12 protein-coding genes are annotated in these 15008 nt (G+C 74.5%); 10 read left to right on the top strand and 2 right to left on the bottom strand.

What is annotated here, in order from left to right; genetic code table 11:
- Positions 1-9 precede the first annotated feature (9 nt).
- The 9 genes from coaBC to O7542_RS14465 all read left to right on the top strand — a co-directional run bounded on the left by coaBC (position 10) and on the right by O7542_RS14465 (position 12169).
- The gene (gene coaBC / locus O7542_RS14505) at positions 10-1218 is read left to right on the top strand and encodes a bifunctional phosphopantothenoylcysteine decarboxylase/phosphopantothenate--cysteine ligase CoaBC (RefSeq protein ID WP_209961165.1); all 1209 of its coding nucleotides are present in this window, start codon (positions 10-12) and stop codon (positions 1216-1218) included.
- Between the two features lie 97 nt (positions 1219-1315).
- Positions 1316-2506: a methionine adenosyltransferase gene (metK, locus tag O7542_RS14500; RefSeq protein WP_223201130.1), complete on the top strand. Its 1191-nt coding sequence runs from the start codon at positions 1316-1318 to the stop codon at positions 2504-2506.
- Positions 2507-2565: 59 nt separating this feature from the next.
- Positions 2566-4506 (top strand): primosomal protein N', encoded by a 1941-nt coding sequence (locus O7542_RS14495; RefSeq protein WP_166456324.1) that lies wholly within the window; start codon positions 2566-2568, stop codon positions 4504-4506.
- Between the two features lie 225 nt (positions 4507-4731).
- Positions 4732-5712: an AAA family ATPase gene (locus O7542_RS14490; RefSeq protein WP_069087679.1), complete on the top strand. Its 981-nt coding sequence runs from the start codon at positions 4732-4734 to the stop codon at positions 5710-5712.
- A gap of 94 nt (positions 5713-5806) precedes the next feature.
- Positions 5807-7069, top strand: coding sequence for a cytochrome P450 (locus O7542_RS14485; RefSeq protein WP_281604738.1), 1263 nt, complete (start codon positions 5807-5809; stop codon positions 7067-7069).
- 42 nt (positions 7070-7111) lie between these two features.
- The gene (gene def / locus O7542_RS14480) at positions 7112-7672 is read left to right on the top strand and encodes a peptide deformylase (RefSeq protein ID WP_043324943.1); all 561 of its coding nucleotides are present in this window, start codon (positions 7112-7114) and stop codon (positions 7670-7672) included.
- Positions 7673-7677: 5 nt separating this feature from the next.
- Positions 7678-8604, top strand: a complete 927-nt coding sequence (fmt, locus tag O7542_RS14475; RefSeq protein ID WP_281606474.1) for a methionyl-tRNA formyltransferase — start codon at positions 7678-7680, stop codon at positions 8602-8604.
- On the top strand, positions 8601-10196 hold the full coding sequence (locus tag O7542_RS14470; protein ID WP_281604737.1) for a transcription antitermination factor NusB: 1596 nt from the start codon (positions 8601-8603) through the stop codon (positions 10194-10196). The genes fmt and O7542_RS14470 overlap by 4 nt, the downstream gene beginning before the upstream one ends.
- A gap of 224 nt (positions 10197-10420) precedes the next feature.
- Complete coding sequence (locus tag O7542_RS14465; protein WP_069087683.1) at positions 10421-12169, top strand: M28 family peptidase; 1749 nt, start codon at positions 10421-10423, stop codon at positions 12167-12169.
- Positions 12170-12211: 42 nt separating this feature from the next.
- On the opposite strand, the gene O7542_RS14460 is transcribed toward O7542_RS14465, so the two are convergent.
- Both O7542_RS14460 and O7542_RS14455 read right to left on the bottom strand, forming a co-directional pair.
- The gene (locus O7542_RS14460; RefSeq protein ID WP_043324941.1) at positions 12212-13102 is read right to left on the bottom strand and encodes a septum formation family protein; all 891 of its coding nucleotides are present in this window, start codon (positions 13100-13102) and stop codon (positions 12212-12214) included.
- 76 nt (positions 13103-13178) lie between these two features.
- Positions 13179-14066, bottom strand: a complete 888-nt coding sequence (locus tag O7542_RS14455) for a septum formation family protein (protein WP_064448498.1) — start codon at positions 14064-14066, stop codon at positions 13179-13181.
- A 261-nt stretch (positions 14067-14327) separates the two neighbouring features.
- Here O7542_RS14455 and rpe point away from each other — a divergent pair, with 261 nt between their 5' ends.
- Positions 14328-15008: a ribulose-phosphate 3-epimerase gene (gene rpe / locus O7542_RS14450; protein WP_043324939.1), complete on the top strand. Its 681-nt coding sequence runs from the start codon at positions 14328-14330 to the stop codon at positions 15006-15008.

Here is a 15008-nt window from a genome sequence, read left to right as displayed (position 1 = left end):
CCCGCGCCGATGCCCGCCGAGATCGTCCTCGGGGTCGGCGGCGGCATCGCCGCCTACAAGGCGTGTGAGCTGCTCCGGCTCTTCACCGAGTCGGGTCACCGGGTCCGGGTGGTGCCGACCGCCTCGGCGCTCCGTTTCGTCGGGGCGCCGACCTGGGCGGCCCTGTCCGGCCAGCCGGTGGCCGACGACGTCTGGTCCGACGTGCACGAGGTGCCGCACGTGCGGCTCGGGCAGCACGCCGACCTGGTCGTGGTCGCCCCGGCCACCGCTGACCTGCTCGCCAAGGCCGCCCACGGCCTCGCCGACGACCTGCTCACAAACACGCTGCTGACCGCGCGCTGCCCGGTGCTGCTGGCGCCGGCCATGCACACCGAGATGTGGGAGCACCCGGCGACCGTGGCGAACGTGGCCACGCTGCGCTCGCGCGGCGTCCGGGTGATCGAGCCGGCCGTGGGGCGGCTCACCGGGCGGGACACCGGCAAGGGCCGGCTGCCCGACCCGGCGGAGATCTTCGCGGTGGCCCGCCGGGCCCTGGCCCGCGGCGTCGAGGCCGAGGCCGACCTGGCCGGCCGGCACGTGGTGGTCACCGCCGGGGGCACCCGCGAGCCGCTGGACCCGGTCCGGTTCCTGGGCAACCGGTCCTCCGGCAAGCAGGGGTACGCGTTCGCCCGCGCCGCCGTGGCCCGGGGCGCCCGGGTGACGCTGGTCGCGGCCAACGTGGCGCTGGCCGACCCGGCCGGGGTGGACCTGGTCCGGGTGGGCACCACCGAGGAGCTGCGCACGGCGACGCTGGCGGCGGCCGTCGACGCGGACGCCGTGGTGATGGCCGCCGCGCCCGCCGACTTCCGGCCGGCCAGCTACGCCACCGGGAAGATCAAGAAGTCGGACGACGGTGTCGCGCCGACCATCGAGCTGGTCACCAACCCGGACATCGCCGCCGAGCTGGGTCGCGTCCGCCGCCCCGGCCAGGTGCTGGTGATCTTCGCCGCGGAGACCGACGACGCGGAGGCCAACGGCCGGGCCAAACTGGCCCGCAAGGGAGCCGACATGATCGTCGTCAACGAGGTCGGCGTGGACAAGGTCTTCGGCGCCGACACCAACGCGGCCACCGTGATCGGCGCCGACGGCGCCGTGCACCGGCTGGCCGAGCAGCCCAAGGAGGCCCTGGCCGACGCCGTCTGGGACCTCGTCTGTCCGCGGTTGCCGTCACGTTCCTGACGGTTGGTCGGCCCGCGTTCAGGGGGTCGCGGCGGAACGAGGATGGCTAAACTGCCGCCGAGCGACCTTTAAAAGTCTTCACATGCTTAGGAGTGCCGTGACACGTCTCTTCACGTCCGAATCGGTCACGGAGGGCCACCCGGACAAGATCGCCGACCAGATCAGTGACGGCATTCTCGACGCGCTGCTCGCCCAGGACCCGCACAGCCGGGTCGCGGTGGAGACGCTGATCACCACCGGTCAGGTGCACGTGGCCGGTGAGGTGACCACGAAGGCGTACGCCGACATCCCCACCATCGTCCGGGAGACCATCCTCGGCATCGGCTACGACTCGTCGAAGAAGGGCTTCGACGGCGCGTCCTGCGGCGTCAGCGTGTCCATCGGCGCCCAGTCGCCGGACATCGCCCAGGGCGTCGACAACGCCTTCGAGCTGCGTACCGGCGGATCGGAGAGCGCGCTGGACGCGCAGGGCGCCGGTGACCAGGGCATGATGTTCGGCTTCGCCTGCTCCGAGACGCCCGAGCTGATGCCGCTGCCGATCGCGCTGGCGCACCGGCTGGCGCGCCGGCTCGCCACGGTCCGCAAGGACGGCACCATCCCCTACCTGCGGCCGGACGGCAAGACCCAGGTGACCATCGAGTACGACGGGCTGCGCCCGGTCCGGCTCAACACCGTCGTCGTGTCCAGCCAGCACGCGGCCGACATCTCGCTGGAGTCGCTGCTCACCCCGGACATCCGGGACCACGTCATCACCCCGGAGCTGGAGGGCCTCGGCCTGGAGACCGAGGGCTACCGGCTGCTGGTCAACCCGACCGGGCGCTTCGAGATCGGCGGCCCGATGGGTGACGCCGGCCTGACCGGCCGGAAGATCATCGTGGACACCTACGGCGGGTACGCGCGCCACGGCGGCGGCGCGTTCTCCGGCAAGGACCCCTCGAAGGTCGACCGCTCGGCCGCGTACGCGATGCGCTGGGTGGCCAAGAACGTGGTCGCCGCCGGGCTGGCCGAGCGGTGCGAGGCCCAGGTCGCGTACGCGATCGGCAAGGCCCACCCGGTGAGCCTGTTCATCGAGACGTTCGGCACCGAGACGGTGCCGGTCGCCTCGATCGAGAAGGCCGTCGCCGAGGTGTTCGACCTGCGCCCGGCCGCCATCATCCGGGACCTGCACCTGCTCCGCCCGATCTACCAGCAGACCGCCGCGTACGGCCACTTCGGCCGGGAGCTGCCGGACCTGACCTGGGAGGGCACCGACCGGGCCGCCGACCTCAAGTCGGCCGCGGGAGCCTGACCGCCGCCACGCGCCGCGACCGGCGACCCGCGCAGGGGTCGCCGGTCGCGCGCGTCTGCGTGGACGTGCCCCTGCCGCATCTGGACCGCCCGTTCGACTACCTGGTGCCGGAGGCGCTCGACGCCGAGGCGCAACCGGGGGTACGGGTGAAGGTGCGCTTCGCCGGGCAGCTGGTCGACGGCTGGCTGCTGGAGCGCGCCGAGTCCTCCGCGCACCCGAAACTGGCGTACCTGGAGAAGGTCGTCTCGTCGGTGCCGGTGCTCTCCCCGGAGGTGGCCCGGCTGGCCCGCGCGGTCGCCGACCGGTACGCGGGCAGCCTCGCCGACGTGCTGAGGCTGGCGGTGCCGCCCCGGCACGCCCGCGCCGAGAAGGCCGTCACCGCCGACGCGGACGCGCCCGCCGACCCCGACGCGCCCGCGGACGCCAGGCCGGGAGGCCGGGCGGAGGTGGACCCGCGCGGCTGGCGGGACTATCCGGCCGGGCCGGCGCTGCTGCGGGCGCTCACCGACGGCCGGCCCGCCCGCGCGGTCTGGTCGGCGCTGCCGGGGGAGGACTGGGCCGGCCGGTACGCCGACGCGGTGGCCGCCACCGTGGCCGGTGGCCGGGGCGCAGTGGTCGTGGTGGCCGACGCTCGTGACCTGGACCGGCTCGACGCCGCCCTGACCGCCGTCCTCGGCGCGGGGCGGCACGTGCGCCTCACCGCCGCCGACGGCCCGGCCCGCCGCTACCGGGCGTTCCTGGCCGCCCGGCGCGGCGACGTGGCAGTGGTGATCGGCACCCGGGCGGCCATGTTCGCCCCGGTGGAGCGGCTCGGCCTGGTGGCGATCTGGGACGACGGCGACGACCTGCACGCCGAGCCCCGCGCGCCCTACCCGCACGCCCGGGACGTGCTGCTCACCCGGGCGCAGCTCGGCGACGCCGCCGCCCTGGTCGGCGGGTACGCCCGCAGCGCCGAGGCGCAGCTGCTGGTGGAGACGTCCTGGGCCCGGGAGGTGGTGGCCGACCGGGCGGTGGTGCGCGCGCGTACCCCGGCCATGGCGCCCACCGGCGACGACCCGCAACTGGCCCGCGATCCCGGCGCGGCCTCGGCGCGGCTGCCGAGCCTGGCCTGGACCAGCGCCCGGGACGCGCTGCGCGCGGACCTGCCGGTGCTGGTGCAGGTGCCGCGCCGGGGTTACGTGCCGTCGGTGGCCTGCGCCGACTGCCGGACCCCGGCCCGCTGCCCGCACTGCGCCGGGCCGCTCGCGCTGCCCTCGGCGCAGGGCACGCCCGCCTGCCGCTGGTGCGGCCGGGTGGCCGCCGCGTACGCCTGCCCGGAGTGCGGTGGGCGGCGGCTGCGCGCCTCGGTCACCGGCGCCCGGCGCACGGCCGAGGAGCTGGGCCGGGCGTTCCCGGGCGTGCCGGTGCGGACCTCGGGGCGGGAGGAGGTGCTCGCCACGGTGCCGGGCGGGGCCGGGCTGGTGATCGCCACGCCGGGCGCCGAACCGGTGGCCGACGGCGGCTACGGCGCGGTGCTGCTGCTCGACTCCTGGGCGCTGCTGACCCGGGCCGACCTGCGGGCCGGTGAGGAGGCGCTGCGGCGGTGGATGGCCGCCGCCGCGCTGGCCCGGCCCGGTACGGCCGGCGGGCGGGTGGTGGTGGTCGCGGACGGCGCGCTCGCGCCGGTGCAGGCGTTGCTGCGCTGGGACTCCGCCTGGTTCGCCGCCCGCGAGCTGGCCGAGCGGCGCGAGCTGGGCTTCCCCCCGGCGGTGCGGATGGCGAGCGTCACCGGCGTCGCCGAGGCGGTCAGTGACCTGCTGGACGGCGCCCGGCTGCCGGACGGCGCCGAGGTGCTCGGGCCGGTGCCGGCCGACGAGGGCCGGGAGCGGATGCTCGTGCGGGTGCCCCGGTCCCGGGCCGCCGCGCTGGCCGAGGCGCTGCACGCCGCCGCCGGCCAGCGCAGCGCCCGCAAGGCGGCCGATCCGGTACGCCTGCAGGTCGATCCGCTCGTGCTGTTCTGACCGGCCGCCGCCGCGTGACACTGCGCACGCGGCCCCTCGCGCACGGTCGTGAGCTGGGGTTTGCCGCACACCTGGTCCGGCAATTGGGTAGCGGGCGGTGATAGCATCGCCCGTCATGCCCAGCCGCGCGGTTTCCCCGCGCGGGACGCGGCGCGGCGGGTGCCAGAGCACGTCGGGCCGACACTCGATGTCGTCAGTCAGCCGGTGAGCAGGGGTGGACCAGTCGTGACCGTTCGTCAGTCGATCGTCTTCAACGGTGACCTCGGCAGTGGCAAGAGCACCGTCTCGGTCGAGATCGCCAAGCGGCTGGGGCTGCGCCGGGTCAGCGTCGGCGACCTCTACCGCCAGATGGCCCAGGAGCGGCAGATGACCGCTCTGCAGCTCAACCTGCACGCCGAGCTGGACCAGGCGGTCGACGGCTACGTCGACCAGCTCCAGCGCGACATCGCCGCCTCCGGCGAGTCGCTGGTCATGGACTCCCGCCTGGCCTGGCACTTCTTCACCGACGCGCTCAAGGTGCACATGATCACCGAGCCGACCGAGGCGGCCCGGCGCGTGCTGGCCCGCCCGTCCGGCCCGGCCGAGAGCTACACCTCGCTGGAGGAGGCGCGGACCAAGCTGCGCGAGCGCAGCGAGAGCGAGCGGGGCCGGTTCATCGTCCGCTACGGCGTCGACAAGGCCCGCCTGCGCAACTACGACCTGATCTGCGACACCACCCGGGCCAACCCGGAGCAGGTCATCCAGCACGTCATCGACGTCTACGAGGGCCGCCTCGGCGCGGACGTGCTGCGCGCCGGTCAGCCGCTGCTGCTGCTCGACCCGACCCGGGTCTACCCCACCGAGGACGTGTCCGCGCTGCGGGGCCTGTGGGACGCCGACCTCGCCGCCGAGCTGGCCGAGAGCGGTGAGGAGCCGGAGCCGCTGAGCATCGGCTACACCGGCGAGTACTTCTTCGTCGTCGACGGGCACCGGCGGCTCAGCTCGGCGGTGCGCGCCGGCCTGCCGATGGTCCCCGCCCGGCTGGTAGCCGAGGTGGACGAGCCGGTGGTCGGCGGGATGAGCGCCGTCGAATTCTTCACCACGCAGGCCCGGCCGGGGCTGATCCACGACTGGGAGGACGCCCACGGCATCACGCTGCCGCTGCCCGAGCACGCGCTGCTCGACGGCGGCCCGGTGCTGGCCGGGGAGCCGGGCGCGGGCGCCTGACCGCGGTGGATACCGCCGTCTCGCCGTGACGGGTTGACCACCCTCGGGCGGCGCGGAGCATGATGGGGGTCTCCGACGCCTGGGGAGGCGGACCGTGGATCCTGCCGACGCGCTCGCGCTGCTGATGTCCCCCGAGGGTCGTGTCGACCCCTACCCGACGTACGAGCTGCTGCGCGCGCACGGCCCGGTGGTCCAGGCCGGCCCGGTCTTCTTCGTGGTCACCGGGTACGCCGAGGCCGACGCGATCCTGCGCGACGCCCGGTTCGGGGTGCTGGACGACGCGCTGCGCGACCAGTTCATGCCCGGCTGGCGGGAGAGCCCGGCGATTCTGTCGATCTCCCGGTCGATGCTGCGCACCAACCCGCCCGACCACAGCCGGATGCGGCGGCTGGCGGCGGGCGCGTTCACCCCGCGCCGGATCGCCGCCATGCACGACGTGGTGCGGGCGCAGGCCGACGAGCTGGTCGACGCGATGCTCGCCGCCGAGGGGCCGGTCGACTTCATGGCCGGGTTCGCGTACCCGCTGCCGGTCGGGGTGATCTGCGCGCTGCTCGGCGTGCCGGCGGCGGACCGGCCGTTGTTCCGGCGCTGGGCCACCGACCTGACCGGCGTGCTGGAACCGGAGATCACCGAAGAGGAGCTGGCGGTCGCCGACCGGGGCGCGAGCGAGTTGCGCGCCTACTCCACCGAGCTGGTGGCGGCGCGCCGTCGGGCGCCGGCCGACGACCTGACCAGCGCGCTGGTGCAGGCGCACGACGGCGGTGACCGGCTCTCCGGCGACGAGTTGCTGGCCAACCTGATCGTGCTGCTGGTGGCCGGCTTCGAGACCACCACCAACCTGCTCGGCAACGGCCTGGTGGCGCTGCTGGAGCACCCGCGCGCGGCGGCGACGCTGGCCGAGCACCCGGAGTTCGCCCCCGGGTACGTCGACGAGCTGCTGCGCTACGACTCGCCGGTGCAGCTCACGTCCCGGATGAGCACCGCGCCGGCCCGGTACGGCGACGTCGACCTGCCGCCGGAGAGCTGGGTGATCGTGATGCTCGGCGCGGCCAACCGTGATCCGCGCCGCTATCCGGAGCCGGCGCGCTTCGACCCGTGGCGTCCGCAGGTCCACCCGCTGTCCTTCGGCGCCGGGCCGCACTACTGCCTCGGCGCGGCGCTTGCCCGGCTGGAGGCGCAGGTGGCGTTCCCGCTGCTGCTGCGCCGGCTGCCCGGCCTCGCCGTGGCGGGCCGGCCCGAGCGGCGCGTCCGGCTCACGCTGCGTGGTCACGCCACGCTGCCGGTGCGCGTCGGCCGGGAGGCGTCCCCGGTCACCGTTCCCGGTACGCCACCCGGGGCGGCCGGGCCGACTCCGTAGACTGGACGCGCATCGTTCGACCCAGACAAGGAGCCACGCCGAGTGACCGTCCAGCCCATCCGTCTGTTCGGCGATCCGGTGCTGCGCACGCCGGCCGACCCGGTCGTCGACTTCGACGCCGAGCTGCGCAAGCTGATCGCCGACCTGACCGACACGATGCGCGAGCAGAGCGGCGCCGGCCTCGCCGCGCCGCAGCTCGGGGTGGGCCTGCGGGTGTTCACCTTCGACGTCGACGACGTCCTCGGCCACCTGGTCAACCCGGTGCTGGAGTTCCCCGACGAAGAGGAGCAGGACGGCCCGGAGGGCTGCCTGTCCATCCCCGGGCTCTACTTCGACACCAAGCGCCGGCAGAACGTGATCGCCAAGGGCTTCAACGGCTACGGCGACCCGTTGCAGATCGTCGGCACCGGCCTGATGGCCCGCTGCGTGCAGCACGAGACCGACCACCTCGACGGCGTGCTCTTCGTCGACCGGCTCGACCCGGCCGGCCGCAAGGAGGCCATGAAGGCGATCCGGCAGGCCGAGTGGTACGACCAGGCCGCCCCGCCCACGGTCAAGCTCAGCCCGCACGCCGCCGGCAACCCGTTCGGCCTGGGGCGGTGACCCGGATGCGCCTGGTCTTCGCCGGCACGCCGGCCGTCGCCGTACCGGCCCTGGACGCGATCGCCGCCTCCGGGCACGAGCTGCTCGCCGTGGTCACCCGCCCCGACGCCCCGGCCGGGCGCGGCCGGGGGCTGGTCCGCTCGCCCGTGGGCGCGTGGGCCGACGCGCACGGCGTCGAGGTGCTCACCCCGGCCCGCCCGCGCGAGCCGGAGTTCCTCGACCGGCTGCGCGAGCTGGCGCCGGACTGCGTACCGGTGGTCGCCTACGGCGCGCTGGTGCCGCCGGTGGCGCTGGAGATCCCCCGGCACGGCTGGATCAACCTGCACTTCTCGCTGCTGCCCGCCTGGCGCGGCGCCGCGCCGGTGCAGCACGCGGTGCTGCACGGCGACGAGGTGACCGGGGCCAGCGTCTTCGAGCTGGAGGAGGGGCTGGACACCGGCCCGGTCTACGGCACGGTCACCGACGAGATCCGCCCGTCCGACACCTCCGGCGACCTGCTGGAGCGGCTCGCGCACTCCGGCGCCGGGCTGCTGGTCGCGGTGCTCGACGCGATCGGCGCCGGCACCGCCCGCGCCGTGCCGCAGCCGGTCGACGGCGTCTCGCTCGCCCCGAAGCTGACGGTCGAGGACGCCCGGGTCCGTTGGGGCGACCCCGCGTTCGCGGTGGACCGGCGCGTCCGCGCCTGCACTCCCGCGCCCGGCCCGTGGACGACGTTCCGCGACGACCGGGTCAAGCTCGGTCCGGTCACGCCGGTGGCCGACGGCCCGGAGCTGAAGCCGGGGGAGCTGCACGTGACGAAGTCCGGTGTGCTCGTCGGCACCGCCACCACGCCGGTGCGCCTCGGCGAGGTGCGCGCCGCAGGCAAGAAGGCCATGCCCGCCGGCGACTGGGCGCGCGGCGCCCGGGTCACCGCCGGCGAGGTGTTCGCGTGACGGGGCCGTCGCGCGAGGACCGGCCCGTCGAGGGCGAGCGTCAGCGGGGGTACGGCGACCGGCAGCGCGCCGGTGACCGGCGCGGCGAGGAGCGGTTCGGCGACCGGCAGCGTTCCGACCGGCAGCGCTCCGAGCGGCCCGGCGGCGACCGGCGCGGCGGGGACCGGTTCGGTGGCGACCGGCGCGGCGGGGACCGGTTCGGTGGCGACCGGCGGGGCGGGCGTCCGGCCCGTCCGGCCGTGGACCTGCCCCGGCAGGTCGCCTACGAGGCGATCGCGGCGGTGCACCGCGACGACGCGTACGCCAACCTGGTGCTCCCGGCGATGCTGCGCGAGGCGGGGCTGACCGGCCGGGACGCCGCGTTCGCCACCGAGCTGACCTACGGCACGCTGCGGCACACCGGCACGCTCGACGCGATCGTGACCGACGCGGCCGGGCGGGACGTGCAGCGCATCGACCCGCCGGTGCGCGACGCGCTGCGGCTCGGGGCGTACCAGATCCTGCACATGCGGGTGCCCGCGCACGCCGCGGTGTCGTCCACCGTGGACCTGGTCCGGTCGGTGGGGCCGGGCGCGACCGGGTTCGCCAACGCGGTGCTGCGGGAGATCACCAGCCGGGACGCGGACGCCTGGGTGGCCAAGCTCGCCCCGGCGCAGGAGACCGACCCGGTCGGGCACCTCGCGCTGGCGTACAGCCATCCGCAGTGGATCGTGCGGTCGTTCGCCGAGGCGCTCGGCGGCGACATGGGCGAGACGACCCGGCTGCTCATCGAGGACAACGAGCGCCCGCCGGTGCACCTGTGCGCCCGGCCGGGCCTGGCCGACCCGGTGGCGCTGGCCGACGAGGTGGGCGGCGCGCCCGGCGCGTTCTCGCCGTACGCGGTCTATCTGCCCGGCGGCGCGCCGGGCGACCTGGCGGCGGTGGCCGACGGCCGCGCGCACGTGCAGGACGAGGGCTCCCAGCTGGTGGCGGACGCGCTGGCGGCGGCGCCGCTGGACGGCCCGGACGGCCGGTGGCTGGATCTGTGCGCCGGTCCGGGCGGCAAGTCCGGTCTGCTCGGCGCGCTGGCCGCGACGCGGGGCGCGCGGCTGACGGCGGTCGAGGTGGCCGAGCACCGGGCGCGGCTGGTGGAGCAGGCCACCCGCGGGCTGCCGGTGACCGTGCTGAACACCGACGGGCGCAGCGTGGGCAGCGACCCGAAGCTGCCGGAGGGGCACTTCGACCGGGTGCTCGTCGACGCACCGTGCACCGGGCTGGGCGCGCTGCGCCGCCGGCCGGAGGCGCGATGGCGTCGCCAGCCGTCAGACCTGCCGCCGCTGACCCGGTTGCAGCGTGAGCTGCTGACCGCCGCGTTGCGGGCGGCCCGGCCGGGTGGCCTGGTTGCGTACGTGACGTGTTCGCCGCACGTGGTGGAGACGCACGTGACGGTGACCGAGGCGGCCCGGCGCTGCGGCCTCGGCGTCGATTTCGTCGACGCGCGGCCGCTGCTGCCGGCCGGCATGCCGGGCCTGGGGGACGGCCCCACGGTGCAGCTGTGGCCGCACCGTCACGGCACCGACGCCATGTTCCTGGCGGTCCTGCGCCGGAACTGACCCACCTCTCGCAGTCGACCAAGGAGTTCGTGTCCGCCGTGCCCGGACACGAACTCCTTGCTCGTCATGCGGAGAAATGGGGAGCGATGGAGCGTGTGCGGCATCCCGGTGGGGGGAGGGGGCCGGTGGGATGTGACAGCCCGTTGACTGTCCGATCGATGCATGTAACTGTTTCGACCACCGGTCCCGGCACCCCGCCCGCCGAACCCCCACGAGGAGTCTCCATGAGACGCAGAACGCCGACCACGAGCCTCGCGCTCGCCCTCGTCGCCACCCTGACGACGGCGAGCCTGGCCGGCACCGCCTCCGCCGCGCCCGCGCCGGCCGCCGCCCCCGCCCCGGCCGTCGCCGCGCTCGCCGCGCCGGACGTCTCCCTCAGCAACATCCAGGCCCACCTCACCCAGTTCAACTCCATCGCCACCAGCAACGGCGGCAACCGGCGCGCCGGCTCGGCCGGCTACACCGCGTCGGTCAACTACGTGAAGGGCAAGCTCCAGGCGGCCGGCTACACGGTCACCGAGCAGAACTGCTCCACCTGCACCTACCCGGGCAACAACCTGATCGCCGAGTGGCCGCAGGGCCCGTCGGACCAGGTCGTCATGTTCGGCGCGCATCTGGACGGCGTGGCCGCCGGGCCGGGCATCAACGACAACGCCTCCGGCTCGTCGGTGCTGCTGGAGAACGCGCTGGTGCTGGCCGCGCAGAACCCGACCATGACCAAGCGGGTCCGGTTCGCCTGGTGGAACGGCGAGGAGCAGGGCCTGCAGGGCTCCAAGCACTACGTCAACCAGCTCAGCTCCACCCAGCGCGGCTACATCAAGGGCTACTACAACTTCGACATGGTCGGCTCGCCGAACGGCGGCTACTTCATCAACCGGATCACCTCGGCCACCGCGGCGCCGCTGAAGGCGTACTGGGACTCGTTCGGCATCTCGCCGGAGGAGAACACCGAGGGTCAGGGCCGCTCCGACGACTACTCGTTCGCCAACGCCGGCATCCAGACCTCCGGCTACGCGGCGGGCGCCAGCTACACCAAGACGTCGGCGCAGGCCAGCAAGTGGGGCGGCACCGCGGGCGCGGCGTACGACGGCTGCTACCACCGCTCCTGCGACAACACCAGCAACATCAACACGACCATTCTGAACCGGGCCGCGGACGGCGTCGCGTACACGATCTGGGCGCTCGCGGTCGGCGGCGGCACACCCGCCAACGACTTCTCCGTCTCGGTGAGCCCCACCTCCGGCAGCGTCGCCCGGGGCGGCTCCACCACCGCCACCGTCAGCACCGCCACCACCTCCGGCAGCGCGCAGACCGTGGCGCTGTCCGCCAGCGGCGCCCCGAGCGGCGTGTCGGTGAGCTTCAGCCCGTCCTCGGTCACCTCGGGCGGCTCGTCCACCATGACCGTCAGCGCCTCGTCGACGGCCACCACCGGCACGTTCACGCTCACCGTGACCGGCACCGGCTCGGCCACCCGCACCGCCAGCTACACGATCACCGTGACCGGCGGGAGCGGCGGCTGCACCGGCGGCCAGCTCATCGGCAACAGCAGCTTCGAGTCCGGCACCACGCCGTGGACGGCCAGCTCCGGCGTGATCACCAACAGCTCCAGCCAGGCGGCCCGCACCGGGTCGTACAAGGCGTGGCTGAACGGGTACGGCTCCTCGCGTACCGACACGCTGTCCCAGTCGGTCACGCTGCCGTCCGGGTGCAGCAGCTACACGTTCTCGTTCTGGTTGCACATCGACTCGGCCGAGACGACCAGCTCGACCGCGTACGACAAGCTCACCGTGCAGGTCGGCTCGACCACGCTGGCCACGTACTCGAACCTGAACAAGGCCACCGGCTACACCCAGCGCACCTTCAACCTGGCCGCGTACGCCGGGCAGACGGTCACGCTGAAGTGGACCGGGGTCGAGGACTCGTCGTTGCAGACCAGCTTCGTCGTGGACGACGTGACGCTGCAGGTCGGCTGAGCGGACACGGGCGGGGTGGGCGCGGCCCGCCCCGCCCGTGGCTCAGGTGATCGGCAGCGCCTTGGCGCCCGCGCCCTTCACCGAGCGGGTCAGCGTCCGGTCGGAGACCCAGAGGAAGCACTGCACGCCCCGGTCGCCGTCGCGCCACTGCTCCGCGTACGGGTGGTAGATGATGGTGCCGGCCCGGTACTGCATGTTGCCGTCGTCGGGCAGCTTCGCGTACTTGGCGATCAGCCCGCGGCACGCCTTGTGCGTACGCAGCGGGGTGCGCTCGAACTCGGCGTAGCTGATGTCCGGCGCCTGGTAGACGCCGACGAACTCGGCGTGGTGCTTCGCGGTGCAGGCCACCGGCCGCATCTCCTGCACGTCGTCCTTGCTCATCTTCGGGTTGAAGCAGCCCAGCGCCAGCTTCGAGCCGGGCTTCAGCGCGCCCCGCAGGCTGCCGGTGCGCTCGGCCACGTCGCCCTGGTCCAGATCGGTCACCTCGGCGACGTCGCAGCGGTACCAGCGGGCCCCGCCGGACCAGGCGAGCGCCGAGGGGAAGACCACCGACAGCCGCAGCCGCCCGGAGCGCCAGTCCCCGCCGAGGGCCTGGGTGACCTGGCGGGCGCAGTCGCCGTGCGCGGCGCGCATACCGGCCGAGCCGGTGCGCGGCGGGGCGGAGCGCTCCGCCTCCGGGCCGCTCATCGTGCCGACGTGCAGCGTCTCGGCGCGGTGGGTGGCGGCGCAGTCGACCGGCTGGTAGCCGCTGAGGTAGCCGACGTCGGCGACGGTGGGGTGACAGGCCCCGGTGCTCGGCACGAAGCCGACCGGCGCGGCGAACGCGGGCCAGTCGTCGGTCAGGTCGCGGTCCACTCCGGCCGGCGCGGCGCAGCCGCCGAGCGCCAGCGCCGCCACCGTTGACACGGTGACCGCCACCCACAAACGCCGCATCGCGACAGACCTCCCCGTGCGTCCGGAGCCGACCGGCCCCCCGGTACGCCTCGGCGGTGCAGCATACGGCAGCCGATCAGGTCACCGGGAGCCCCTCAGGACCGGCGCCGCGCACCGATCGGTTGAGCTTGCGGTCGTCGCTCCACAGGAAACAGCGCACCCCCCGGTCGCCCTCCTCCCACTCCCGCTGCGACGGTGGGTAGTAGATGGACCCGGCCCGGTACGGCAGTTCGGCGTTGTCCGGCACCTCGGCGAACTGGGCGATCAGCGTCATGCAGCGCCGGTGCGTGGTGGGCGCGCCCTTGGTGAACTCCGCCCAGCTCATGTCGCGTTCCTCGTACACGCCGACGAACTCTGCGCGGTGCGGCTCGGTGCAGAGCACCGGGGCCATGTAGTTGAGGTTCTTGCCGATCAGCTTCGGGTCGAAGCACCTGTGCACGAGCGGGTTGTCGCCGACGAGCGCGCCGCGCAGGCTGCCGACCCGGTTGATCGGACGGGTGTTGTCGATGCTGTCGGTCTCGGCCAGGTCGCAGCGGAACCAGCGCGCGCCGGCGCCCCAGGCGGCCACAGTCGGCAGCGCGATGTTCAGCGTGAGCCGGGCGGCGTGCCAGTCCCCGCCGATCATCTCCCGGGCGCTCCGGTCGCACTCCGCGCGCGCGGTCCGCAGCGCGGGGGTGCCCGGCTCGGGGCGGTCGCCGAGCGTCTCCGGCCCGGTGAACGTGCCGACGTGCACCGTCTCGGCCAGGTGGCTGCCCGCGCAGTCGACGGTCTCGTACGTGGCGGCGGCCACCACCGTGGTGAGCCGGGGCAGGCACGCGTCTGTCGCCGGTACGAACAGCCGCGGCGCCGGCAGCGCCGCCCAGTCGTCGATCAGGTCGCCGTCGGCCCGGTGTGTCTGAGCGCAGCCGGCGAGCACCGCAGTCGCGGCGCCGGCCAGCGCGAGCACGTGGAGCCACCGTCGCATCGTCCGCCCCTTCCGGGAGAGATGGCAGCCGGTCGCCATAGGCCCGACCGGCGTCCCCCGCGCCCGGGCGTGCAGCATACGTGACCGTCCCTGTAGGAGTTTCGTCATCTTTCAATCGATCGGCTAGTCACCGACGACTATTCGTGCCATTTTCCGCTCCGGACGGCCCGATGGTGCACCACGGGTGACGGAAGGCTCACCACCTGTCGCTCCGGGAGCCGTGCCGCGACCTCCGGATCACCGCGTTCGTACACTGGCCCGGTGACCGTACCGCCGCCGATCGTCGCGCCGAGCATCCTGGCCGCCGATTTCGCCCGCCTCGCCGACGAGGTCCGTGCCGTGGAGCCCGCCGCCGACTGGCTGCACGTCGACGTCATGGACAACCACTTCGTGCCCAACCTGACCATCGGGCTGCCGGTGGTGCAGAGCCTGCGCGCCGTGACCGAGATCCCGTTCGACGTGCATCTGATGATCACCGATCCGCGCCGCTGGGCGCCCGGGTACGCCGACGCCGGGGCGTACAACGTCACGTTCCATGCCGAGGCGTGCGACGACCCGGTGGCGCTCGCGAAGGATCTGCGCTCGGCCGGGGCGAAGGCGGGCCTGGCGATCGACCGGGACACCCCGATCGAGCCGTACCTGGAGCTGCTGCCGAGCTTCGACACGCTGCTGATCATGACGATCAAGGCCGGTTTCGGCGGCCAGCGGTTCCTGCCGCAGCTGCTGGACAAGGTGCGCGCCGCCCGCCGGCACGTCGACAGCGGCCACCTGGAGCTGCGCATCGAGGTCGACGGCGGCATCGCCGCGGACACCATCGAGCAGGCCGCCGCGGCCGGGGCCGACGCGTTCGTCGCGGGCACCGCCGTCTACGGCGCCGACGATCCCGCGGAGGCGGTACGCCGCCTGCGGGGCCTGGCGGAACGTGCGATGACCGGGGCCTGA

The organism is Micromonospora sp. WMMC264 (assembly GCF_027497275.1).
GTDB classification, from domain to species: Bacteria; Actinomycetota; Actinomycetes; order Mycobacteriales; family Micromonosporaceae; genus Micromonospora; species Micromonospora chalcea.
The sequence above is the reverse complement of the archived record's forward strand: the minus strand, read 5'-3'. Positions and strand labels throughout refer to the sequence as shown.